This window comes from Pseudomonas sp. PA1(2017) (genome assembly GCF_001945375.1).
Lineage (GTDB): Bacteria > Pseudomonadota > Gammaproteobacteria > Pseudomonadales > Pseudomonadaceae > Aquipseudomonas.
Genome location: NZ_MSXU01000009.1, coordinates 169,953 through 193,406, shown reverse-complemented (window position 1 = coordinate 193,406; position 23,454 = coordinate 169,953). Strand labels below are relative to the sequence as shown.

Annotated in this window: 25 protein-coding genes; 12 read left to right on the top strand and 13 right to left on the bottom strand. The window is 64.3% G+C overall.

What is annotated here, in order from left to right:
• Nucleotide 1: 1 nt before the first annotated feature.
• The 3 genes from BVH01_RS08005 to BVH01_RS07995 form a co-directional block, all read right to left on the bottom strand.
• On the bottom strand, nt 2-952 hold the full coding sequence (locus BVH01_RS08005; protein ID WP_075929840.1) for a DUF4880 domain-containing protein: 951 nt from the start codon (nt 950-952) through the stop codon (nt 2-4).
• Nucleotides 949-1,467, bottom strand: coding sequence for a sigma-70 family RNA polymerase sigma factor (locus BVH01_RS08000; RefSeq protein ID WP_075929839.1), 519 nt, complete (start codon nt 1,465-1,467; stop codon nt 949-951). The genes BVH01_RS08005 and BVH01_RS08000 overlap by 4 nt, the downstream gene beginning before the upstream one ends.
• Nucleotides 1,468-1,566: 99 nt before the next feature.
• Nucleotides 1,567-2,469 (bottom strand): LysR family transcriptional regulator, encoded by a 903-nt coding sequence (locus BVH01_RS07995; RefSeq protein ID WP_075929838.1) that lies wholly within the window; start codon nt 2,467-2,469, stop codon nt 1,567-1,569.
• Nucleotides 2,470-2,619: 150 nt separating this feature from the next.
• Here BVH01_RS07995 and BVH01_RS07990 point away from each other — a divergent pair, with 150 nt between their 5' ends.
• Nucleotides 2,620-3,231, top strand: a complete 612-nt coding sequence (locus BVH01_RS07990) for an NAD(P)-dependent oxidoreductase (protein ID WP_075929837.1) — start codon at nt 2,620-2,622, stop codon at nt 3,229-3,231.
• Nucleotides 3,232-3,353: 122 nt separating this feature from the next.
• Here the strand turns inward: BVH01_RS07990 and BVH01_RS07985 are convergent, their stop codons facing one another.
• Nucleotides 3,354-4,655 (bottom strand): Nramp family divalent metal transporter, encoded by a 1,302-nt coding sequence (locus BVH01_RS07985; protein WP_075929836.1) that lies wholly within the window; start codon nt 4,653-4,655, stop codon nt 3,354-3,356.
• Nucleotides 4,656-4,937: 282 nt separating this feature from the next.
• Between BVH01_RS07985 and BVH01_RS07980 the strand changes: the two genes are divergently transcribed.
• Nucleotides 4,938-5,888: a 2-hydroxyacid dehydrogenase gene (locus BVH01_RS07980; protein ID WP_075929835.1), complete on the top strand. Its 951-nt coding sequence runs from the start codon at nt 4,938-4,940 to the stop codon at nt 5,886-5,888.
• A 62-nt stretch (nt 5,889-5,950) separates the two neighbouring features.
• On the opposite strand, the gene trpA is transcribed toward BVH01_RS07980, so the two are convergent.
• Nucleotides 5,951-6,763, bottom strand: a complete 813-nt coding sequence (trpA, locus tag BVH01_RS07975; protein WP_075929834.1) for a tryptophan synthase subunit alpha — start codon at nt 6,761-6,763, stop codon at nt 5,951-5,953.
• Nucleotides 6,760-7,971, bottom strand: coding sequence for a tryptophan synthase subunit beta (trpB, locus tag BVH01_RS07970; RefSeq protein ID WP_075929833.1), 1,212 nt, complete (start codon nt 7,969-7,971; stop codon nt 6,760-6,762). The genes trpA and trpB overlap by 4 nt, the downstream gene beginning before the upstream one ends.
• Before the next feature lie 351 nt (nt 7,972-8,322).
• Here trpB and BVH01_RS07965 point away from each other — a divergent pair, with 351 nt between their 5' ends.
• Genes BVH01_RS07965 through BVH01_RS07940 form a run of 6 tightly spaced genes read left to right on the top strand, consistent with a single transcriptional unit; the run spans nt 8,323 to nt 13,260 of the window.
• The gene (locus BVH01_RS07965) at nt 8,323-9,168 is read left to right on the top strand and encodes a transporter substrate-binding domain-containing protein (protein WP_075929832.1); all 846 of its coding nucleotides are present in this window, start codon (nt 8,323-8,325) and stop codon (nt 9,166-9,168) included.
• Between the two features lie 10 nt (nt 9,169-9,178).
• Nucleotides 9,179-9,835: an amino acid ABC transporter permease gene (locus tag BVH01_RS07960; RefSeq protein WP_075929831.1), complete on the top strand. Its 657-nt coding sequence runs from the start codon at nt 9,179-9,181 to the stop codon at nt 9,833-9,835.
• An 11-nt stretch (nt 9,836-9,846) separates the two neighbouring features.
• Nucleotides 9,847-10,482, top strand: coding sequence for an amino acid ABC transporter permease (locus tag BVH01_RS07955; RefSeq protein ID WP_256562736.1), 636 nt, complete (start codon nt 9,847-9,849; stop codon nt 10,480-10,482).
• A gap of 4 nt (nt 10,483-10,486) precedes the next feature.
• The gene (locus BVH01_RS07950) at nt 10,487-11,293 is read left to right on the top strand and encodes an amino acid ABC transporter ATP-binding protein (RefSeq protein ID WP_075929829.1); all 807 of its coding nucleotides are present in this window, start codon (nt 10,487-10,489) and stop codon (nt 11,291-11,293) included.
• Nucleotides 11,290-12,522, top strand: coding sequence for a M20 family metallo-hydrolase (locus BVH01_RS07945; protein WP_075929828.1), 1,233 nt, complete (start codon nt 11,290-11,292; stop codon nt 12,520-12,522). Before BVH01_RS07950 ends, BVH01_RS07945 begins: the two co-directional genes overlap by 4 nt.
• 27 nt (nt 12,523-12,549) lie before the next feature.
• Entirely contained in the window at nt 12,550-13,260 is a 711-nt protein-coding gene (locus BVH01_RS07940; RefSeq protein WP_075929827.1) for a DUF1989 domain-containing protein, read from the top strand.
• 211 nt (nt 13,261-13,471) lie between these two features.
• On the opposite strand, the gene BVH01_RS07935 is transcribed toward BVH01_RS07940, so the two are convergent.
• From BVH01_RS07935 to BVH01_RS07915, 5 genes are read right to left on the bottom strand one after another with little or no spacing between them, the layout of a single operon-like run.
• Nucleotides 13,472-14,362, bottom strand: coding sequence for a polysaccharide deacetylase (locus BVH01_RS07935; RefSeq protein ID WP_075929826.1), 891 nt, complete (start codon nt 14,360-14,362; stop codon nt 13,472-13,474).
• Between the two features lie 23 nt (nt 14,363-14,385).
• Nucleotides 14,386-15,315, bottom strand: coding sequence for an ABC transporter permease (locus BVH01_RS07930; RefSeq protein WP_075929825.1), 930 nt, complete (start codon nt 15,313-15,315; stop codon nt 14,386-14,388).
• Complete coding sequence (locus tag BVH01_RS07925; protein WP_083659439.1) at nt 15,312-16,394, bottom strand: ABC transporter permease; 1,083 nt, start codon at nt 16,392-16,394, stop codon at nt 15,312-15,314. The genes BVH01_RS07930 and BVH01_RS07925 overlap by 4 nt, the downstream gene beginning before the upstream one ends.
• A complete protein-coding gene (locus BVH01_RS07920; RefSeq protein WP_075929824.1) occupies nt 16,391-17,908 on the bottom strand; it encodes an ABC transporter ATP-binding protein in 1,518 nt (505 codons plus the stop codon). The genes BVH01_RS07925 and BVH01_RS07920 overlap by 4 nt, the downstream gene beginning before the upstream one ends.
• Nucleotides 17,909-17,912: 4 nt before the next feature.
• On the bottom strand, nt 17,913-18,890 hold the full coding sequence (locus BVH01_RS07915) for a BMP family protein (protein ID WP_139317794.1): 978 nt from the start codon (nt 18,888-18,890) through the stop codon (nt 17,913-17,915).
• A 476-nt stretch (nt 18,891-19,366) separates the two neighbouring features.
• Between BVH01_RS07915 and BVH01_RS07910 the strand changes: the two genes are divergently transcribed.
• The 4 genes from BVH01_RS07910 to BVH01_RS07895 all read left to right on the top strand — a co-directional run bounded on the left by BVH01_RS07910 (nt 19,367) and on the right by BVH01_RS07895 (nt 22,223).
• Entirely contained in the window at nt 19,367-19,975 is a 609-nt protein-coding gene (locus BVH01_RS07910; protein WP_075929823.1) for a cupin domain-containing protein, read from the top strand.
• 90 nt (nt 19,976-20,065) lie between these two features.
• Nucleotides 20,066-20,734 (top strand): DUF3592 domain-containing protein, encoded by a 669-nt coding sequence (locus BVH01_RS07905; protein WP_168177269.1) that lies wholly within the window; start codon nt 20,066-20,068, stop codon nt 20,732-20,734.
• A 1-nt stretch (nt 20,735) separates the two neighbouring features.
• Nucleotides 20,736-21,629 (top strand): LysR family transcriptional regulator, encoded by an 894-nt coding sequence (locus BVH01_RS07900; protein ID WP_075929821.1) that lies wholly within the window; start codon nt 20,736-20,738, stop codon nt 21,627-21,629.
• 93 nt (nt 21,630-21,722) lie between these two features.
• On the top strand, nt 21,723-22,223 hold the full coding sequence (locus BVH01_RS07895; protein ID WP_075929820.1) for a DUF3060 domain-containing protein: 501 nt from the start codon (nt 21,723-21,725) through the stop codon (nt 22,221-22,223).
• 33 nt (nt 22,224-22,256) lie between these two features.
• Here the strand turns inward: BVH01_RS07895 and gloA are convergent, their stop codons facing one another.
• Both gloA and BVH01_RS07885 read right to left on the bottom strand, forming a co-directional pair.
• Entirely contained in the window at nt 22,257-22,784 is a 528-nt protein-coding gene (gene gloA, locus BVH01_RS07890; RefSeq protein WP_075929819.1) for a lactoylglutathione lyase, read from the bottom strand.
• Between the two features lie 139 nt (nt 22,785-22,923).
• Nucleotides 22,924-23,382 carry a metallophosphoesterase family protein gene (locus tag BVH01_RS07885; protein ID WP_075929818.1) on the bottom strand — a complete coding sequence of 153 codons (459 nt, stop codon included), beginning with the start codon at nt 23,380-23,382 and terminating at the stop codon, nt 22,924-22,926.
• Between the last annotated feature and the right edge of the window lie 72 nt (nt 23,383-23,454).

Sequence of the window (23,454 nt, the reverse complement as noted above, 5' to 3'; positions counted from 1 at the left end):
ATCAGCGTGGCACCACGGTGACCCAGTAGCGGCTGCGCTGTTGCAGGCGCACTGGAAAGGCGTTTTCGAGCGAAGCCAGGGCCAGATCGGTGTCGTCCAGTGGAAAGGCGCCGGAAACCTTCAGCCCGGCGATGCGCTCGTCGCAGTCCAGCAGCCCAGGGCGATAGCGGCCGAGCTCGGCCAGCAGCAACCGAAGCGGTTGATCGAGCGCCACCAGGTTGCCCTGCACCCAGGCAGCGGTGCTCGCATCGTTCGGCAGCGCCGGTTGCAACTGGTGCTCATCGAAGCGGGCGTGATGACCAGCCAGCAGCGGCCTCGGAACGAGCCCTGTCGCGCGTGGGCATATCTGGACCTCGCGATCCAGCACGGCCACCTCTGTATAGCCGTCGTGCTGGCGCACGGTGAAGCGGCTGGCCGGCGCGCGAATCTCACCCTCGCGCGTGCGCAGAATGAGCGGTGCCTGTTCGTCGCCATTCGGGGCGGTCACCATCACCGCGCCGGCGCGCAACGTCAGGAGGTGGCGTTGGTGATTCACCTCGACGGCGCTGGCGGTGTCCAGCAGCAGGCGATTGCCGTCGACCTGGAATTCGCGGCGCTTGCCCGTGCCGGTGCGCAGGTCGGCCAGCCAGGTTCGGCCGGTGTCGCTTCGCGAGGCGAGCCAAGCCAGGGGCGCTGCGCTGGCCAGGGCGAACAGGCTGGTGAGTACCTTGCGCCGCGAGGCGCGGGCTGTGAGCAGGGTGTTCGCGGCGAGGGTGCCCGGCAGGCCAGCGAAATGGCCGCAGATGTCTTGCACCTGTTGCCAGGCCTCCTGGTGCAGGGGCGACAGCGCGTGCCAGCGCTCCCAGGCCTGGAGATCGGCTGCGCTCGCCGTTTCGCCATGCAGGCGGGTATACCAGGCGGCCGCTTCACGGATTGCCTGGCCTTGCGCCGGGTTGACCGGGCGCGCGGTCATGCCTGGCTGCGCAACCGGCTCAGGCAGCAGTGCTCCAGGGCGCGGGCCAGGTAGTTGTTGATGGTGCGTAGCGACAAGCCCATGGCCTGGGCGATTTCACGGTAGGTCAGGCCCTCGACCTGGGACAGGATGAAGGCATGGCGCACCTTGCTCGGCAGCCCATCGAGCATGCAATCGGCCTCCACCAGCGCTTCCAGCAATAGCGCCCGGGTTTCTGGTGAGGGGTGCTGGTCCTCGGGCATCCGTGCCATGGCCTCGAGGTAGGCGCGTTCCAGGCTGCGGCGGCGATGCAGGTCGATGGCCAGGCCGCGGGCAATGGTGCTCAGGTAGTTGCGCGGATCTTGGATGTGCGTTGTGCTGCCCGATCGCAGCAGGCGCAGGAACGTGTCCTGGGTGAGGTCGGCAGCATCGGGTCGATTGCCCACGCGCTTGCATAACCAGCCCAGAAGCCAGGCGTGATGATCCACATAGAGCGTTTGCACGCAGGGGCTGGGCGAGGGCTGGGCGCAGGGCATTCGGCTGCCTTGATAATGATAATTTATCGCATTTTCCAGACGCGCGCTTACCAATGCAACCGTACGAAGGCTGATGCCCCCGCAGGCGGCTCCATCTTGTTAAAAGACCTGCCAGCGTGGATCGGCTGCCAGGCGCTCGGCGATGAAGTCGAGCAGGGTGCGCAGCGCCGGCAGCATCTGTCGGCGGGAGACATAGATGGCGTGGATACCCAGCGACTGCGGTTGCCAGGCGGGCAGCAGGCGCACCAGGCGCCCGTCTTCCAGCAGCGGTGCGGCGGCGTAGAGTGGTTGCAGGCAGATGCCGCCGCCGTTGATCGCCGCTTCCAGCAGCACGGCGGTGTCGTTGCTGCTCAGGTTGCCGTCCACCGGGACCTGCAGCGGCCCTTGCTGCCCCGTGAAGTGCCACAGGCTGCGCCCGAAATAGCTGTAGGTCAGGCAGTTGTGCCCGGCCAGCTCCTGGGGCTGGGCCGGGGTACCGACGCGGGCCAGGTAGGCGGGGGCGGCGCATACCACCGAATGGCAGTCGCCCAGGTGGCGAGCGACCTGGTTGGGTTCGAGCTGGTTGGTGATGCGCAGGGCCAGGTCGATGCGTTCCTCGACCAGGTTCACGGCATGGCTGCCGACCAGCACATCCACCGAGGTTTTCGGATAGCGCGCCAGGTATTCCACCAGCACCGGGCTCAGCCAGGTTTGCGCGAAGGACTGGCTGGTTGCGATGCGCAGGTTGCCGCTCGGGCCGTCCGTGGCCTTGATGCCGGTGGCCTGCATCATCTCGGCGGTGTGCAGCATTTCCCGACAGTGCGGCAGCAGTTCGTTGCCCACCTGGGTCAGGCTCAGCTTGCGCGTGGTGCGATGCAGCAGCCGTGCGCCGACCCAGCCCTCCAATTCGGCCAGGTAGCGCGAGACCATGGCCCGGGACAGATCCAAGTGCTCGGCTGCCGCGGTCTGGCTGCCGCGATCCACCACTTCGACGAAAACGCGGGTTGCCGTGAGTCTGTCCATGATTCGCCTGTTTCATGCAACTGTGTTGTGGTGATTATGCGGCTTTTTGTGGCGCTGCAGGTGGGTAAGCTCATGGTTCGTCTATCGGCGCCAGCGGTAGCCACCGTCCGGCTGGCCGATATCTACTTGCCTGTCACAGTGGAGCCTCACATGAAAGTCGTCATTCTGGGTATCAGCGGGCGTGCCGGTTCGCGTCTGCGTCATGAACTGCTGCAGCGTGGCCACGAGGTCACCGGGATCGCCCGCGATGCTAGCGCGGTGCCCGCCCAGGATGGCCTGACCCTGGCCAGCGCGGATGTGGCCGATGTCGAGCGTCTGGTGCCGCTACTCCAGGGCCATGATGCGGTGATCAGCACCACGCGCTTCGTCGGCAGTGATGCGGCCAGCCTGATTGGCGCGGTAAAGGCGGCGGGTGTGCCGCGTCTGCTGGTGGTCGGTGGTGCCGGCAGCCTGGAGGTGGCGCCGGGCGTTGCGTTGGTCGACACGCCGGAATTTCCGCCAGCCTACAAGGACGAGGCGAGCGCGGGGCGTGATTTCCTCAACGTGCTGCGTGGCGAGAAAGAGCTGGACTGGACCTTCCTGTCGCCCTCGGCGCTGTTCGAGCCGGGCCCGCGCACCGGGCGTTTCCGCATCGGTAAGGACAGCCTACTGGTCGATGCCAACGGCAGCAGCGCTATCTCGATGGAGGATTACGCCATCGCCCTGGTCGACGAGCTGGAAGAACCTCAGCACTCGCGCCAGCGCTTTACCGTGGGTTACTGACCACTTCGCCAGCGCAAAAAAACGCGGCTCAAGCGCTACCCCCACTCGGCAATGCGGGGGAGCGGCTTGGCCGCGTGCAGGGCCTCGAGTCACTCAAGGCAAGTTGCTAGGGGCTGTTGACGTCAGGCCAGCATCTGCATGCCGAGTTGGATGGCAACCCACACCGCCAGGACAGTCGCGGCACCGAGGGCCAGGTTTTCGAACCAGTTGTTGCAGTACTGGCCGAGCAGTTTCTTCTGGTTGGACATGATCAGCAGGCCGAGGGAAATGATCGGCAGGCCGACGATGTTCAGCGCGTTGACCGCGATGGTCAGGGTCACGAAGTCCGGCATGCCCGGCAGCGACCAGATCAGCGGGGTGACCAGAATGAACAGCAGGAACCACTTGTGCAGCGGGTCTTGCTGCGGAGTCTCGCCATACTGCTGGCGGCGCTTGGGCTGGATGTGGTGCAAGGCATCGGTGATCAGCATCGGGAACGCGGTGGTCTTGCCCACGACGCTGGCGAACAGCGTGGCGAACACGCCGATGAAGAAGATGTACCAGCCGCCTGGGCCAAAGAACATCTGCAGGGCGGCGCCCAGGTCATCGAGGGTTTCCACCTTCAGGCCATTGGGGCGCAGGATTTCCGCACCTACTACCCAGATCGCCAGGTTGATGACGATACCGACGAACACCGCGAACAGCAGGTCGTTGCGCTGGATGCGCTTGTGCTCTGGGCCGGTCCAGCCTTTCTGCTTCATCACGTAGGGATGCACGAAGTTGGCGATCGAGCCGGCGACGGCGCCAATGACCGACACGGCGACCAACAGCGCGCCATGCACGCCTTCGTCCTTCGGAATGCTGAAACCGAAGGTGCCGGAAACGATGCCGCCCAGGTCCGGGCCGGACATCACCGCCAGGGACAGGAACGCCAGGGTCATGATCGCCAGCAGCACCTTCATCACGCCCTCGATGAGGCTGTAGATGCTGCGGCCGACCAGCAGCCAGACACCGAGCACCACGGCGAAGGAGCACAGCAGCGGCTGGTTGAGGTGCAGCAGCGTGGACAGCGCCTCGCCAGCGCCCTTGATCATGTAGGCGTTCATCAGGTGGCCCATGAACAGCGCGTAGCCGAACAGGAACCAGGCGAAACTCGGGTGCAGTTGCGCGTAGCCACCGAGGATGGACATGCCCTGGTTATTGCACAACTGGAAGCGGGCGATGATGTTGACGATCAGAAAGCGCAGCAGCAGCGAAACCGCCAATACCCACATCATCGCGTAGCCGTAGTTGGCGCCGGCGACGGACGAAGTGATCAGGTCGCCAGCGCCCAGCCAGGAAAGCACCGCGATGATGCCGGGGCCGAGCAGTTTGGCCATTCTGCTGAGGGGATTGCTTGAGGAGCTTGCGGACACGCCTTTGTCGGCAACGTCGGTACGAGCCATGGGAGGAGCCTCTATCGTTGTTTTTGTTGGAAGTAGCACGCTGTGAGATACGACATCATACAAATTACTTTGTTGCAAAGTAGCAATGAGAATCGTCGCCGGTTAGCCGATAAGCGGCATGAAGGCTTGTAATCATTGAGCTTCAGTGGTTTCTGCGGGTTCAGGGGTGATTATCTAGCTGTTTCCAGATGTTGCGGATGTATGATGTCTTTGTGTTAGTTTCCTGGAGACCTTGCTGCCCCCATGCAGCGTGCCCGCTCCGTATCGCCTTCAGGAGAGCCCATGACGTCACCCGCCCCCGCTGCGCAATTGCTGATGATCGGCCCTTTGCTGCCAGCGCTTGTCGCCCGTATCGAACAGTCGTATCGCGTCCATCGTTTCTGGGAAGTCGATGACCCGTCCGCCTGGTTGCAAGCCAACGCCGGCAGCATCGATGCCATCGCCACCAGCGGCGTGTTCGGCGCCAAGGCCGAACTCATCGAGGCCCTGCCGAACCTCAAGGCGATCATCAGCTTCGGCGTGGGGTATGACGCTATTGCCGTCGATACGGCAAAGAAACTTGGCGTTACCGTGACCAATACGCCGGGCGTGCTGGACAACTGCGTCGCCGATACGGCGGTGGCGATTCTGCTCGATGTAGGGCGTCGGATCAGCGAGGCTGATCGCTTCGTACGGGCGGGTGAGTGGCAGAGCGGCCGCTTTCCGCTGGCCGGCAGCATCGGCGGCAAGGTGTGCGGCATCGTTGGCATGGGCAATATCGGCCGGGCGATCGCCAAGCGAGTCGAAGCGTTCGGCATGACCGTCGCCTATCACAATCGCCGGCGCCGCGATGACGTCGACTATGCCTATCACGAAACCCTGGAGGGGCTGCTGGAAGCCGCCGACTACGCGGTGCTGGTGGTGCCCGGTGGCAGCTCGACAGACAAACTGATCGGCGCCGAGCAACTGCGTGCCCTCGGCCCAGAGGGCTATCTGGTGAACATCGCCCGCGGCTCGGTGGTGGACGAGCAGGCTCTGGTCGAGGCGCTGCAGAACGGCACCATCGCCGGCGCGGCGCTCGACGTGTTCGCCGACGAGCCCCAGGTGCCGGCCGAGCTGCTGGCGCTGGACAACGTGGTGCTCACCCCGCACATCGGCAGCGGCACCCATGAAACCCGCCAGGCCATGGCCGACCTGTTCTTCGCCAACCTCGACGGCTTCTTCAAGCATGGCAAGGCAGTGACGCCGGTATAACGCCCGGCAATAAAAAACCGCTGCCCGTAACCGGAGCAGCGGTTTTTTTATGCGCGAGTTGCTTAGCGGCGAGCGCTGCGGACGCCTTCGGCCAGTTGGCTGCACAGCTCCAGCACGCCGTCGATGGCCTGCTGATCATTGCCGGCCGCCTTGGCGATCTGGTCGATCAGTGCCGAGCCGACTACCACGCCGTCGGCCAGGCGGGCGATGGTCGCCGCATGTTCCGGGGTGCGGATGCCGAAGCCGATGCTGATCGGCAGGTCGGTGTGGCGACGCAGGCGGGTGACCGCTTCCTGCACGTGCTCCACGGTCGCCGAGCCGGCACCGGTAACGCCGGCCACCGACACGTAGTAGACGAAGCCCGAGCTGCCGGCGAGCACGGTCGGCAGGCGCTTGTCGTCGGTGGTCGGGGTGGTCAGGCGAATGAAGTCGATACCTGCGGCCTGGGCCGGGTCGCACAGGTCGCGGTTATGTTCCGGCGGCAGGTCGACCACGATCAGGCCATCGACGCCTGCCTCCTGGGCATCGGTGATGAAGCGTTCGACGCCATATTTGTGGATCGGGTTGAAGTACCCCATCAGCACCAGCGGCGTGGTGCTGTCGTCCTGGCGGAATTCACGGACCATCTGCAGCGTCTTGGCCAGGTTCTGCTTGGCGGCCAGGGCGCGGATGTTGGCCAGCTGGATGGCCGGGCCATCGGCCATCGGGTCGGTGAACGGCATGCCCAGCTCGATCACGTCGGCGCCGGCTTTGGGCAGGCCCTTGAGGATCTTCAGGGAGGCGTCGTAGTTCGGGTCGCCAGCGGTGACGAAGGTCACCAGGGCGGCGCGGTTCTGTTCTTTCAGCTCGGCGAAGCGCGTCTGCAGGCGGCTCATATGTGTTCTTCCTGTTCGTCGAAGTGGTGCATGACGGTCTGCATGTCCTTGTCGCCGCGGCCCGACAGGTTGACCACCATCAGGTGATCCTTGGGCAGGGTCGGCGCGCGCTTGAAGACTTCAGCCAGGGCGTGGGACGACTCCAGCGCCGGGATGATGCCTTCCAGGCGGCAGCACTGGTGGAAGGCGGCGAGCGCCTCCTTGTCGGTGATCGAGGTGTACTCGACGCGACCGATGTCGAACAACCAGGCGTGTTCCGGGCCGATGCCGGGATAGTCGAGGCCGGCGGAAATCGAGTGGGCGTCGATGATCTGGCCGTCGTCGTCCTGCAGCAGGAAGGTGCGGTTGCCGTGCAGCACGCCAGGCACGCCGCCATTCAGGCTGGCGGCATGCTTGCCGGTTTCCACGCCGTGGCCGGCTGCTTCGACGCCGATGATCTGCACGGACTTGTCGTCGAGGAACGGGTGGAACAGGCCCATGGCGTTGGAGCCGCCGCCGATGCAGGCGACCAGCGAGTCCGGCAGGCGGCCTTCCTGCTCCTGCAACTGGTCGCGGGTTTCCTTGCCGATGACGGCCTGGAAGTCGCGCACCATCGCCGGATACGGGTGCGGGCCAGCCACGGTGCCGATGATGTAGAAGGTGCTGTCGACGTTGGTCACCCAGTCGCGCAGGGCTTCGTTCATCGCATCCTTCAGGGTGCCGGTGCCGGCGGTGACCGGAATCACCTCGGCGCCGAGCAGGCGCATGCGGAAAACGTTGGCCTGCTGGCGATCGATATCGGTGGTGCCCATGTAGATCACGCACTGCAGGCCGAAGCGCGCGGCGACGGTGGCGGTGGCCACGCCATGCATGCCGGCGCCGGTCTCGGCGATGATGCGCTGCTTGCCCATGCGCTTGGCCAGCAGAATCTGGCCGATGCAGTTATTGATCTTGTGCGCGCCGGTATGATTGAGCTCCTCGCGCTTCAGGTAGATCTTCGCGCCGCCGCAATGCTCGGTCAGCCGCTCGGCGAAGTACAGCGGGCTCGGGCGGCCCACGTAGTCGCGCTGGAAGTAGGCCAGCTCCTTGGCGAACTCGGGATCGGCCTTGGCCTTTTCGTACTCGGCAGCCAGGTCGTGGATCAGCGGCATCAGCGTCTCGGCGACGTATTGACCGCCAAACGCGCCGAACAGGCCGGTGGCGTCTGGGCCGTTGCGTAGTGAAGTCATGGGATTCTCCTGTGAATTCAGAGGCCGGCGGCAGATACCGCCCGAGCGCTGCTCGTAAAGGCTGATGGCATGCAGACTAACGCCAGTAGGGCACTTGGAAAAGCGAGTAGTTTGATTTAACAGGTGAGTAAAGCTCACATATTTCCTGTTTCAGCTCGCGCTTTTCTGCTGGCTCGCTGGCGCACCGGGGCGGAACATGTTTTCTGTCGGTGCCCACAAAGGGTGCGGAATATTTTATCCACAGGCCTTTATCCGCAGGATTTACCGGTCGAGTTGGCTGGCACGCTTCATGCTTTTGTACTTTTATTCAAGTTACTTGAATAAATATCCAAGCATTCAAGAGGCCTCGCCATGAACCGTCGTGCCGTGAAAAATCTGTCACTTGCGCTCGCCACCGTGTTTGTCAGTTCCCTGGCCCAGGCCGGCGATCTGCTGCAGCGCATCACCCAGGAAAAACAGATCACCGTCGCCACCGAGGCGCGCTTCGCGCCGTTCGAATCCGTGGAGAACGGCAAGATCGTCGGTTACGGTGCGGACCTGATGAATTACGTGCTGGCCGACCTGCCTGGTGTCAAGGTCAAGCAGCTGGACCTGCCCTTCCAGGGCATTCTCCCGGGCCTGGACACCGGCAAGTTCGACTTCGTGGTGACTTCGGTGACGGTCAACAAGGCGCGCTTCGAGCAGTTTGCCTTTACCGTGCCGATTGCCGAATCCACCGTGGCGCTGCTCAAGCGCGGCAACGACGATTCCATCAACAGCCTGAGCGACCTCAACGGCAAGGTCGTCGGCTCGCAAAGCGGCTCGGGCCAGCTGCAGATCCTGCAGGCTTATGACCAGAAGCTCAAGGATGCAGGCCAGTCGGGGCTCAAGGCCATTCGTCAGTACGTCAGCTTCGACGAAGCCTATGCCGACCTTGCGTTGGGGCGCCTGGATGGCGTGGCGCAATCGCTGTCCAACCTTGGCCCGCTGATCAAGTCGCGCCCTGGCATGTTCACCACCCTCGACGAAATGCTGGGCCCGAAAACCTACTACGGCTGGGTCGGCCGCAAGGATGCCGACAGTGCCAGCCTGGTTAAGCTGTTCAGCGACGGCATCGCCCGCGCCAACCGCGACGGCACCATGAAGAGCCTGCAGGAAAAATGGTTCGGCTTCACCATGGACGTGCCGGCCGACGCCATGCCCGCGCCGAGCATCTGAGCCGCCGACCATGACTGATTTCGGCGACCGCCTGGCGCTCTACTGGCCAGCCCTGCTCGACGGTGCGCTCACCACCTTGTGGCTGTGCCTGGCCGGCATGCTGCTGGGCTTTGCCCTCGGCGTGCTGATCTACCTGCTGGGCAGCAGCCGCAGCCGGGGCTGCGTGGCGTTCGCCAGGGTCTACGTGAGCTTCTTCCGCGGCACCCCGATGCTGGCGCAACTGTTGCTGCTCTTCTACCTGCCGGCCGGGCTGGGCATGGACGTGCCGGCGCTGGTGGCGGCAGCCCTGGCATTGGCCCTGAATACCGCGGCCTATCAATCGCAGATCCTGCGCAGCGGTTTCGCCGCCATTGCCGCCGGGCAACTGGAGGCTGCGGCGGTGTTCAGCATCGGCCGCTGGCAGACGCTGCTGCATATCCAGTTGCCGCAGGTGGTGCGCCTGACTCTGCCGGCGCTGATTTCCGAGCTTATCGATGTGATCAAGGTGTCGGCCGTGGTCTCGGTGATTTCCATCACCGACCTGATGCGGGTCAGCCAGCAACTGGTCTCGCAGACCTACCGGCCGCTGGAGGTTTACCTGGTCGCGGCGCTGTTCTACCTGGCGCTGACCAGCCTGCTGGCTCTGCTCGGGCGGCAGCTGGAGCGTCGCTGGCAGGCCCGCAGCTGATGGAGAACTGGATGAACTACCTTCCCGATTTCGGCCAGGCGCTGCTCGTCACCCTGGGCATCAGCTTTGCCGGCGCCGCCTTGGGCCTGCTGCTGGGCTTCGCCCTCAATGCGCTGCGTCTGGCAGTGCCCGGTTGCATCGGCCTCTACCGGCTCTACGTCTGGCTGATACGGGGCACGCCGTTCCTGGCGCAGCTGCTGCTGATCTATTTCGGCCTGCCGGTGTTGGGGCTGACCCTGGACGCCATCGAGGCGAGCATTCTCGCCCTGTGTCTGTACAGCGCTGCGTATTTCGCCGAGCTGCTGCGCTCGGCTTGGGCCAGCGTGCCTGCGGGGCAGCTGGAGGCGGCACGGGTGCATGGTCTCAGCGGCCTGCAGACGTTCTGGCACATCCAGGCGCCTCAGGCCCTGGCGTTCGCCCTGCCGCTTCTGGGCAACCAGGTGATTCTGACCATCAAGGAGAGCGCGGTGGCCTCGATCATCACCGTGCCGGAACTGACCATGACCGCCGGGCAGATCGTGTCCAGCACCTTTTCCTACGTCGCGCCCTATGTGCTGCTGGTGCTTTCGTACTGGCTGCTGACGCTGCTGGTCGGCTTCGCCGCCGCCGCGCTTGGCCGTCGCGCAACCCGCTACCAGCGAGGATGACCTGATGAGCAATCGTCCCCTTCTTGAAATGCGCGGCGTGGGCAAGTCCTACGGCGCCAACACCGTGCTGCGCGGCTTCGACCTGCGTGTGCACGCCGGCGAGATCGTCTCGCTCATCGGCCCTTCCGGCTCCGGCAAGACCACCGCCCTGCGCTGCATGAACTTCCTCGAAGCCTACGACCAGGGCGAGGTGTGGATCGACGGTCAACTGCTCGGCTACAGCGGCCCTGGACGGCGCCCAGCCGACCAGGACAGCGCCGCCAGCATTGCCGAGGTACGTCGACCGCTGGCCATGGTGTTTCAGCAATTCAATCTGTGGCCGCACATGACCGTGCTGGAGAACGTCATGGCGCCTCTGCTGCTGGGCAAGTGCCTGAACCGAACCGAAGCTCGCGCGCTGGCCGAGACGGCGCTGCAACGGGTTGGCCTGGCTGCCAAGCTGGGCGCCTATCCGGCACGTCTGTCCGGCGGCCAGCAGCAGCGCGTCGGCATTGCCCGGGCGCTGGCGGTCAAGCCGCGGTTGATGCTGCTCGATGAGCCGACCTCGGCACTCGACCCGGAACTGGTCGAAGAGGTGCTGCAGGTGATTCGCGGCCTGGCCAACGATGGCATGACCATGGTGATGGTCACCCACGAAATGAGTTTCGCGGCGCAGATATCCAGCCAGGTGGTGTTCATGGAGGCCGGCCAGGTGGTCGAGACCGGCGAGCCGGCGACGCTGTTCCAGGCGCCCGCCACCGACCGCCTCAAGCAATTTCTCAAACCCTGGTTCAATCGCAGCCTCACGCCGCGTCAGGAGGTCAGCCCATGAAGGCCGAGAACGTGATGGCGGCGGTGCGTGGCGAGCGACTGCACGGCCTGCTCGATACCCTGGCCGGTTTCGGCGCGCTGCCGACTGGTGGAATGAACCGCCAGGCGCTTTCCGACGAGGATTTCGCGGCGCGTGCCTGGCTGATCGGCGAGGCGCAGCGCATCGGCTGTCGTGTGTGGACCGATGTCTGCGCCAACCTGTTCATCCGCCGCGATGGCCTGGAAGACCTGCCACCGGTAATGACCGGCAGCCATATCGACACCCAGCCCAGCGGCGGGCATCTGGATGGCTGCTACGGGGTGATGGCGGGGCTGGAGTGCCTGCTGGCGCTGCATGAGCTGGACCTGAGCACCCGTCGGCCGATCGAACTGGTGGTCTGGACCAACGAGGAGGGCAGTCGCTTCAGCCCCGGCGCCATGGGTTCCAGCGCGTTCGTCGAGCCGCAGCGCATGAGCGCTTATCGCGACAGCCGTGATGCCGCCGGCGTCAGCGTCGCCGAGGCGCTGGACGAGCACGGCCGCCGTTTCTCCGCGCTACCGCTGCGCGAACGGATCGCGGCGCATGCCTTCGTCGAGCTGCATATCGAGCAGGGGCCGGTACTGGAGCGCGCCGGCGTACCGCTGGGCGTGGTGTCCGGGATTCAGGGCGTGCGCTGGTATCAGGTGCGCTGCCGCGGTGCGTCGGCCCATGCCGGCACCACACCGATGGACATGCGCCAGGATGCGTTGCTGCTGGCCACCGCTTGCCTGCCGGCCATCGACGCCCTGGCCGAACGCCTGGCCGGCGCCGACAAGCGCCTGACCTTCGGGCGCTGGCAGGTGTTGCCCAACTCGATCAACACCGTCGCCGGTGAGGCGACCTTCACCATCGACTTCCGTCACGCCGACCCCGAAGTGCTGGCGGCCTTCGACGCCGAACTGCCCGCTTGCCTGCCCGATGCCGCCGACCTGCAGCCGCTGTTCAGTCACCCGCCCGTGGCCTTCGATGCGGCCGTTGTCGACATGCTGCAGCGCGCCGTCGAGGCCACCGGCGAAGCGTCCCTGAGCCTGCGCTCGGGAGCCTTTCACGATGCCATGTACCTGGCCACGCATTGCCCCACCGGCATGCTGTTCGTGCCGAGCCGCGATGGCATCAGCCACAACCCCAGGGAATACACCGAACCCTCCCAGCTCGAAGCCGGCGCCCGTGCGCTGGCCTGGAGCCTCGTCCAACTGGCCGATCAGGCCTGACCCGTACTCGCCCAACCAGGAGCTACCATGAGCCATTCCAACCACGCCCACGATTACCCCGCCTGTTGCCAGCCCGACAACGGCGCCTCGCTGGGCACCAACGCCACCCTCGCCGAGCCGCTGTCGGCCGACGGTACGCCGGAGCTCGGCAAGACCTATACCGTACCGGCCCGCTGCGGCCGCGCCGTGCGCCTGAAAGCGGGCGAGGTGATCCGCATCGTCAACACTCACGGCACCCAGGTGTGCGACACCTGGCTGTTCAATGCCGAAGACCTGAGCGAATTCCTGTCCATGGAGCACGCCCGCGCCCATATCGACCGGGTCATCCCCAAGCCGGGCGACGAGCTGTTCAGCAACCGCCGGCGCGCTATCGGCAAACTGCTCACCGACACCTCGCCCGGCGTGCACGACACCCTGATCGCCGCCTGCGACCTGCATCGCTACACCAACCTCGGTGTCGAGGGTTACCACGACAGCTGCGCCGACAACATGCGCCTGGCCCTGCAGGCCATTGGCCTGCGCGCCCGCGAAGTGCCGCAGCCGTTCAACCTGTGGATGAACATCCCGGTGAAGGCGGACTACAGCATCGAGTGGCTGCCGCCAGTGTCCAAGGCCGGCGACTACGTGGAGATCGAAGCCGTGATGGATTGCGTGGTGGTCATGTCGGCCTGCCCGCAGGACATCGTGCCGATCAATGACCTGAACCCGGTGGAAGTGCATTTCGTGGTCAATGCCTGACAACGACGCGCGCGGCTTCGGTCGCCTTGTTCGGGCAATGCAAAAGGCCGGTAGCCACCTCGGTGGCGCCGGCCTTTCTCGTTGCTCGCTGAGTGTCTGGTCGTTGCCATGCTCTACGTGACAACGCTTGCGGTGAGGCTTTGGGTTCTCAAGGTCGCCGGATCGTCGTGATGGTGGATGAAGAAAGCGTCTTCCACGCCATTCACGATCTCTAGCTGAACGTCACCGGTCCAGGGTAGGGCGGCATGCGGTCCTCGCGCAGCGGCACGTCACCGCGCTTGTGCACCTCGCGCACGTGCAGGGCAATCTCTTCCATGGTGGCGAACCACACGCCACCGCGATTCTGCATGTACTCGATGAAGCGCACGGCTTCCTGCCAGCGGGCCAGGCGCCCTGATACGAACGGGTGCCAGACAGCGACCAGCAGCCCACCGTGCTCCCAGATGGCATCGAACTCGGCTTTGTAGACCGATACCGCTTCCTGAGGCGAACGGATCGGCATGCTGTAGTCGATGTCGCTCATGTGCACGTAGGGCGGCCAGTCGTCCATCGCCCAATGGGTCGGCAATTCGACCAGGGTGCCGCGCTCGCCCTTGAGCAGATAGGGAATGTCGCTGCCCATCAGCGAGGCGTCGTAGAGAAAACCCTCATCGATCAGCAGGTCGGTGGTGGTCGGTGAAAAGTTGTACAACGGTGCCCGGAAACCGCGTGGTCGGCGCCCGGTGTAGCGCTCGATGATGTCGCTGGATTTGCGTAGCCAGAACGCTTCCTCTTCCGTAGATATCTCGTTCATGTGCTCGTGGATGTAGCCGTGATGGCCGATCTCGTGACCATCGGCAACCATTGCCTCCACGGCTTGCGGGTACTGCTCGATGCACCAGGCGGGAACGAAGAACGTCTGCTTCAGGCCCAGCTCCCGGTAGCTTTGCAGGATGCGGGGTACGCCGACCTTGGGTCCGTACTGCAGGGTGGAAATGGTGCTGATGCGCCGGTAGCTGTCCTGCGGCCGATGCAGATGCAGGAAGCTGTCGGCATCCATGTCGAAGGTGATGGCGACCGCGCAGCGCGCGCCGCCCGGCCATGGAATGGGGTTGTCGATCATCTGTGAGCCTCCAGGGGCGTCGGCTATTTGCCGCCGCGTTGGTAATGCTGCCCGGTCGCGGCGGGCGGCTTGATCTTGCCCGCGAACACCACCAGCGCCACGATGGACGCCACATAGGGCAGGACGACGAAGAACTGGTAAGGCACGCCGGGGTTACCGAACTGCAGGCGCAGTTGCAGGGCGTCCGAGAGGCCGAACAACAGGCAGGCCGCCACCGCGCCAATCGGATTCCAGCGCCCGAGAATCAGCGCGGCCAGAGCGATGAAACCCTTGCCTGCGCTCATGTGCTCGGTGAAAAGGAACACCTGGGACAGCACCAGATAGCAGCCACCCAGCCCCGCGACCATGCACGAGCCGATGACGCTGACAAAACGAATGCGGTCAACGCCCAGCCCGGCGCTGTCCACGGCGCGCGGATATTCGCCGGTGGCACGCAGGTTCAGGCCCCAGGTGGTCTTGAACAGCAACCACCAGGCCAGCGGTACCATCAGATACAGGGCGTAGAGCAGGACGTCCTGCTTGAAGAGTATTTCCCCCACCAGCGGCAGTGACGACAGACCGGGGATCGCCAGCTTGGTGAAGCCGGGTACGGTTGCCGATGCGCTGCCACCGGCGAAGGCGATGCGCGCCAGGAACGAAGTGAGCCCGAGCACGAACATGTTGGCGGCGATGCCGGCGACCATCTGGTTGATGGCCAGGTGCACGGTCATCAGCGCGAGCAGCACGCCGACCAGCGCCGCCGATCCCAGGCCGACGAGCAAGCCCGCCCAGGGGCTTTGCCAGATGATCGCGCCGAGCGCGGCGCCAAACGCGCCGCCCAGGATGCTACCTTCCAGGGCGATGTTGAACACCCCGGCACGCTCGCACCAGATGCCGCCCAGGGCAGCGAAAATCAGCGGTACGGCCAGGCGCAGGCCGGTGTCGAGGATGTCGAGATGGCTGGCATCGATCATCGCGGTTCTCCAGTCAGGGCGGTCGGCTTGGCACGCGCTGCCTGCCTCACGGCTTTCGGTGGTACCACGTATTTCCAGGCCAGGCCGGCAGCCACGAAGATCACGATCAGCCCGCGCAGGGCGTCGATCACCGTCACGTCGAGGCCGATCTCGCGCTGCATGAACTGCGCGCCGGTGCTGAGGCCGGCGAGGAAGAATGCGGAAACAGCGGCCAGCAAAGGATTGAGGCTGGACATGAAGGCCACGACGATGCCGTCATAGCCGTAGCCTGGGCTGAACAGGTGATACAGGCGATATTTCACGCCAAGCACTTCGATGGCCCCGGCCAGGCCTGCGATCGATCCACCGACGACCATGCTCAGCATCAGGTGCTGATTGATCGACATGCCCGCATAGCGCGCGGCCTGCGGGTTCTTGCCGACCGCGTTCATGGAGAAACCCAGCGTGGTGTAGCGCAGCACCAGAAACAGCAGCACGCACAACGCCAGGGCGATCAGCACGCCGATATGGGTATCGGCATCGCTCAGCAGCAGCGGCAACTGCAGGCCTTCGGAGATTTCCGATGAATAAGGATAGGGCGCGTCGGGCTGCATCATCGGGCCGCTGACGAAATAGCTCACCACGTTGATGCCGACGTAGTTCATCAGCAGCGTGACGATCACCTCGTTGATCCCGCGGCAGGCACGCAGGTAGCCCGGTACCAGCGCCCACAAACCGCCGCCGAACATACCGGCCAGCAGGCACAGCAGCAGATGGGGCAGCCAGTGGATTTCCGGCAGATACAAGGCAACGGCCGCGCTGGCCAGGCCGCCTATGTAGATCTGCCCTTCGGCACCGACATTGAACAGACCGCAGCGCATCGGGATGATCACCGCCAGCCCGGCGAGCAGCATCGGGCACATCTTCACCAGGGTGTCGGCCACGCCGTAGTAGTCGAAGAATGCGCCTTCGAAGAGTGCAGCGTAGGCCCTCAGCGGGTTGTGCCCAGTCGCCAGGATCAGCCCGGAGCCGACCAGAAACGCGGCCAGCACCGCCCACAGCATGCGCAACCCATAGACCGCGCGAAGCAAGGCATTCACAGGGCGACCTCCTTTGGCGCGGTGCTGGTCATCAGCAGCGCGATACGTTCGACGGTGGCTTCGGTGCGCTCGAGTACGCCGGTCAGGTGGCCGGCGCACATCACGCCGATACGGTCCGAAACGGCCAGCACCTCATCCAGTTCGGTGGAGATGTACAGCACCGCCTTGCCCTTGGCGCGTTGTTCCAGAACCGTGCGCTGCAGCGCCTCGATGGCTCCGACGTCCAGGCCCTTGCACGGTTGCATCACCACCAGCAACTCGGGGTCGCACTCCACCTCGCGGGCGAAGATCAACTTCTGCTGGTTGCCACCGGAGAGGAAGCGGATCTTCTGCTCGATGGAGTGCATGCGCACGTCGTAGCGCGTGCACCATTGTTCGGTACGCCTGTAGGCAGCTGCCCGGCGCAGCAGGCCCCTGGCCGAGAACGGCGGCTGACGCGAGTCGCGCAGCATGGCGTTCTCCCACAGGGTGAAGTCGAGGATCAAACCGGTGCTGTGGCGGTCTTCCGGAACGAATCCGATCCTGTCTCGTGTGCGCCGGGTGGCGACGTCGTGAGCGAGCACGCTGTGTCCGCACACGCGGATATCGCCGCCGCTGGGCGTGCGCAGCCCGGCGATGCATTCGGCGAGCTCGGCCTGGCCGTTGCCGTCGACACCGGCGATGCCCAGCACCTCTCCCGCGCGGATCTCCAGGCTGACCTGGTGCAGCGCTTGAATACCGCGATCGTTCATGGCGCTCAGCCGCTCGAGTTGCAGCACCTGTTTGCCGGTCGCGGTACCGACGCGCCGAGGTGGCGGCGCCAGTTCCCGGCCGACCATCAGCCGGGAAACCTCGGCTGGCGTGGTATCGGCAATTTCCACGGTGCCGACGACCCGCCCCTGGCGCATCACGGTGACGCGGTCGCAGACCTGAAACACCTCATCGAGCTTGTGGGTGATGAACAGCATGGTTTTGCCCATCGCCCGCAGCCGCTGCAGCATGCGCAGGAAGGCGTCGATCTCGCCGGGGCCGAGCACGCTGCTTGGCTCGTCGAGAATCAACAGGTCGACATCGCGGTACAGCGCCTTGAGGATCTCCACCTGCTGGCGCGTGCCGATTGGCAGGTGAGCGATGACGGTATCCGGGTCGATGGTGAACCCGACGCGCTCGCACAGTTCGAGCAGCCGCCGCCGATGCATCGCCAACTTCAGGCTCAGGCCACCGGGCAAGCCGAGGATCACGTTCTCCAGCACGCTGAGGTTGTCCACCAGCATGAAATGCTGGTGGATCATGCCGACGCCGGCATCCAGTGCCTGGCGAGGGGAGGCCACGTTCAGTGGCTTGCCTGCCAGCTGCAGCGTGCCGTGATCGGCCCGGTAGAACCCGTAGAGGACGTTCATCAACGTGGTCTTGCCGGCGCCGTTCTCGCCGAGCAGGGCGTGGATGCTGCCCTGTCGCACGGTCAAGGAGACGTCATCGAGCGCCGTGAAGTCGCCAAAGCATTTGGTGATGCCGTCCAGCTGCAGGTAGCTCATCGCCTTACAGCGCCTTGTCTGCGGCCCTGCGCTGTTTGATCTGCTCGATCAGCGCGGCCACTTCGGTCTGGGTTTCCTGGGTCACGCCTTTGCCGTAGCTACCCAGGCGGAACGCCGCGGGCGTCTCGAAGCCATAGACGTAGGATTTGCCTTCCAGCTTGCCGCTCTTTGCCTCGGTCAGTACCGCGACCAACGCGCCGCGCATGTCCAGTACGGCGGACTGCAGCAGGTTGTCCGGCCAGTCGGCGAGGGCGTCGTAGTAGATGCCGAAGCCCTGCTTGTTCTTCTCCTTGACCGCCTGCAGGCTACCGAGCACTGCGTTGTCCATGGTCGGGAAAACCACGTCGGCTTTCTGGCCGATCAGGTTGCTCGCCGCTTCTTTACCTTTGGCCACGTCGTCCCAGTCGTTGGTCCAGGCGCTCAGCACCGAGCCGTCCGGGCGAGCGGCCTTGAAGCCTTCGGCGTAACCGTCGCCGAGATCGGTATAGGCCTTGATCTTCTGGGCGCCGATGTAGGCGCCGACCCCAGTGGTCGATTGCTTGCCGCCTATGAAGCCGATCACGTAGCCCATGTCCTTCATGTCGAAGGACAGCGTGGCGACGTTGCCACCGCTGTGGGTGCCATTGACCACGATGAAGGTAGTCTTGCCGTTGCGCTTGGCGACCCGCTCGACGGCATCCTGAAATTCGCCACCATGACCGATGACCACGTCATAGCCGCGGCGTGCATAGTCGGAGAGTGCCTGGGCCTGGTCGGGCTGTGGCACCTTCTCGCTATAGGCCACCTCGATGTTCAGCTCGTCCCGCGCTCTCATCACGCCCTCATAGCCGGATTGGTTGAAGGAGCGGTCAGTGATGTTGCCAGCCAGCACGATGGCCACTTTCAGTGGATCTGCCTGAGCCATCAGCGTGGCCGCTGACAGCGATGCGGCGAGGCACAGGCGAGCGAACATGGAGCGTGCGAAATGCGTTTTCGAAACCATTCTGATTCACCTTGTTAAGTGGCTGTCTTAATTTTCAAGTTGCTTGAAAATTGCTATAGCAATAGCCATGCCCAACTTGTGAGGCGCGTGCTGGTTCCCTTAGCTTCTGCAGCAAACCAGCAGCCGCGTGGGTTGCTACGGAGGGTGTGTCGCAGGGCGTTTCGTTGAAGTAGGTGAAATGCAGGAGGGAGGCGCTATCACTGGCTGATAATGGTGCGAAATGAGAGGGGTGAACCAAATCAATGCAGCCGAATGCGCTAACGCTGCGGGCCGTCTGGAAGCCACACCGTGCAAAAGTGGCTGGCACACATAGTGCTAAATCAACAATTCAATGGGATTGAATTCCCTTCAAAAAGTCGACGCCATACTATGGTGTTGCACCAGGAGCGAGTTGACGCTCGCCAGCACTCGGCGGCTTTTGCTGCCTGATCGAAATGTGTCTATGGACAGCCTTTTTCGAACCATTTGAGAAAACCATGCCGAAGCCTCAAAAAGCCCCGTCGAACAAAGCCCTTCACACGGCAGGCCTTCCCAGCCTGGGTATGCGCCTGCGTCATGCACGCAAGGTCGCCGGGCTGACCTTGAAGCAGGTCGCGGCCGCTGCCGCCTGTTCGGAAAGCCTGATTTCCAAACTGGAGAACGACGCCGCCTCGCCATCGCTGGCCATGCTTCATCGCCTGGCCGGTGCGCTGGGCAGCAACGTTTCCGAGCTGACCTCGGAAGACTGGGTTTCCGACGAGCCGGTGCTGCGTGCAGGTGAGCGGCCCGTGAAACGCTTCGTCAAGCGCAACAAGGATGGCGATATCGGCCTGGAGCGCATCACCCATCTGCAAAAGGGCGGGCTGCTGCAGGGCAACATTCACATCGTAGCGCCGGGGGTGGCCAGCGATGGGCTGATCGAGCATCCGGGCGAGGAGATGGGCTACGTGCTGGCCGGCAGTATCGAGCTGACCATTGGCGATCAGTGCTACAGCCTGGCCACTGGTGACGCCTTTCACTTCCCCAGCAACCTGCCCCACGGCTACCGCAACAGCGGCACCGTCGAGGCTCGGATTCTGTGGGTCAACACCCCGGCGACATTCTGAAGGCGGTGGTCAGAGTCGCTGCGACTGGACGGCATCGCCCGATGGCGGATAATCGCGCTTCTTGAAATCGCCATGCGGGTAAGGAATGCCATGAAAACAGGCTGGCTGTGGATATTCCCGGGTATCGGTGCGCTGATGCTGGCCGGCGCGCTGGGTATTCAGATGGCGCGCTTCAGCGCCGAAGCGCAGATGACGCGTACCGAAGGTTCCATCGTGGATATCGAAGACGGTTGCCCGACGGTGTCGTTCATGACGGTGGAGGGCACCCTGGGCGAGTACCACAGCAGCACTTGCAGCACGCCGCCGTCCTTCGAGATCGGTGAGCGCGTGGCGGTCTACTACGATCCGCAGGATCTTGAGCGCGCCCACATCGACAGCTTCGAGCAGAACTGGATAGGTAGCTTGATCGTCGGTGGCATCGGCGCGGTGTTTCTGGCGATCGGCCTGATCTTCGTGCTGCCGCCGTTGTTCGGCAAACGCCGCGCCGCTCGGTTGCTGGCGACCGGGACGCCGGTGCAGGCCGAAGTGGTGGACGTCGAGCTCAATGGTTCGCTGAGCATCAACGGCCGCAACCCGTATCGCATCGTCGCCCAGTGGCTGAACCCGCAGACCAACAAGCTGCACGTGTTTCGCAGTGACAACCTGTGGTTCGATCCGGGCCCCTATATCAGCGAGTCGCTGGTCACGGTGATGATCGACCCGAACAACCCCAAACGCTACAGCATTGACACCCGCTTCCTGCCCGAGTTGGCAGACTGACATGGCCCAGGACCTGCCATCACTCAATGCCCTGCACGCCTTCGAGGCGGCAGCGCGGCTGGGCAGCGTCAGCCGTGCGGCTGTGGAGCTGCACGTCACCCACGGCGCGGTGAGCCGGCAGATCCGTACCCTGGAAGAGCAACTGGGCGTGGCGCTGTTCGTCAAGGACGGGCGCGGGCTGAAGCTGACCGATGCTGGCATGCGCCTGCGGGACGTGAGCGGCGAGACCTTTGCCCGACTGCGCCAGGTGTGCGGCGAGCTGCGCCAGCGCGAAGCCGATACGCCCTTTGTGCTGGGCTGCCCGGGCAGCCTGCTGGCGCGCTGGTTCATCCCGCGCCTGGATCGACTCAACGGCGCGCTGCCGGATTTGCGCCTGCAGCTGTCCACCAGCCAGGGCGAACTGGACCCGCGCAGCCCCCAGGTCGACGCCACCCTGCTGTACGCCGAGCCGCCCTGGCCGGCGGATATGCAGGTCTTCGAGTTGGCGCGCGAATCCATCGGCCCGGTGCTCAGCCCGCAACACCCGCGGTTCGCCGAGCTGAGCGCGGCGGCTCCGGGCGCTTTGCTGCATGAAGCCCTGCTGCACACCACCTCGCGGCCCCAGGCCTGGCCGCAGTGGCTGGCGGCGATGAACCTCGAACCCGCCGCGATGCGCCTGGGCCAGGGCTTCGAGCACCTTTACTACCTGCTCGAAGCGGCGGGAGCCGGCCTAGGCGTGGCCATCGCGCCGCTGCAACTGGTGGCCGACGACCTGGCTGCAGGGCGCCTGGTGGCGCCCTGGGGGTTCGTCGAGACCGAGGCGCGCCTGGCACTTTGGGTGCCGGAGCGGCGCAGTGGCGGGCGGGCCGAGCGTTTGGCCGACTGGTTGCGAAGTGAGTTGCAAATCGCGCAGTGAGCCTCAGGCTGGCGAGAACCTTGGCTACCCCGCATCGGTCATAGCTTCGGCCCTGTCATGTGCCCTGGGCCGTTACCGAGAGAGGGATTGGCGATGAATGGAATGCAAAAGGTGGGCGGCCTGCTGGCCGCGATGGCATTGGCGAGCCTGGCGCACGCCGAACCGCTGAATATCGAGGGGATCGGTCTGTCGCGCGACGTGTCGTGCAAGGGCCAGGACGTGAACATCACCGGCAATGCCAATGTGATCGAGCTGAGCGGGGATTGCGGCGCGGTGCTGGTCTACGGTTCGCAGCACAAGGTCACGCTGGAGACGGCCAGGTCGCTTAGCGTGTCGGGTGCCGAGCATGAAGTGGTGGCCAAGCGCGTCAATGCACTGAGCGTCGACACCACGGATAATCAGGTGCGGGCCACCGTTGCGGGCGGCGAGCAGCCGGCGGTGGTCGAGGTGACGGGCGCTGATCAGGTGTTGGACCTGCAGTTCGACGGGCCGGTGAAGCTGGATGTCAGCGGCACCGAGCAACAGGTACGCTGGCGTGGCGATGAGCCCGAGGTGCAGATGAGCGGCATCGACAACAAGGTCGAGCGCCAGTGAAAGCGGGCGCCCCGGGCCGGGGCGCCGTATTTGCTAGTCCACTTCGGTGAACTGGATGATTTCCACCCAGTAGCCGTCCGGGTCCTTGATGAAGGCGATGTTGCTCATGCGCCCGTCGGTCAGGCGCTTCTGGAAGTCAACGCCGAGTTCTTCGAAGCGCTGGCAGGCGGCCTTGATGTCCGGCACCGCGACGCACAGGTGGCCAAAGCCGCGCGGGTCGCTGTTGCCGCTGTGATAGGAAAACTCCGGATCTTTCTCGGTGCCGTGGTTGTAGGTCAGCTCCAGCACGCCGGGGATGGATTTGCGCCACTGGTGGCGAGCTGCCGGGTCGGCCGGGATCTGCGACTTGTCGGCAATCAGTGCCAGGAAGTACAGGCTGAATTCGGCATCCGGGAAATCCTTCTTCTCCAGCAGGGTGAAGCCCAGCACGCGGGTGTAGAAGTCCAGCGACTTGTCGAGATCCTTCACGCGGATCATGGTGTGGTTGTAGACGAAGTCCGCGGTGGCGACGTCAGGCTTGCCGGTCACACCGGGCAGGGAGTTGAGTTCGTCGAGGGTCATGGGGCGTCTCCATCAGGTGAGTGGACGATTCAAGAAGTCATGAGGTCAGTAGATGGCCTCGTGGGATGGTTTTTTCAAGGTGGGTGATTGAAGTCGCTTTCCTACAGGAACTGCATCGAATGTCAGCCTCGGGTTAGCCTCAAACATCCAGCGTCACCAGTTCAGCCCGCACCTTGTCGCCATCGATATGCAAAACGGCCACCCCAATCGGCAACTTGAATCGCCGTGGGCCGGCGCTGCCAGGGTTCAGATAAAGCACACCATCGCGCACGTCATGCAGCGGCTTGTGGGAGTGCCCGGCAATCACCACGTCGATAGCTTCGGCCCTGGGGTCGATGGCCAGCTTCTTGAGATCATGCAGCACGTACAGGCTGACCGCGCCGAAGCGCAGGGTCAGGCTTTCTGGAATGGCGTCGGCCCAGGCCTCTGCGTCGTTGTTGCCGCGCACCACCGACAGCGGCGCGATGCGTTCGAGTTCGGCAAGAATCTGCGGCCCGCCGATGTCGCCAGCATGAATCAGGTGATCGACGCCTTGCAGCGCCGCCAGCGCCTGGGGGCGCAACAGGCCGTGGGTGTCGGCGATCAGGCCAATCTTCATGGGTTCTCCTGCGTATTGAGGTAGGAGCGGATTTGCCTGCGATCCGTTCCACTCAAAGCCGTGGCCCAGAAA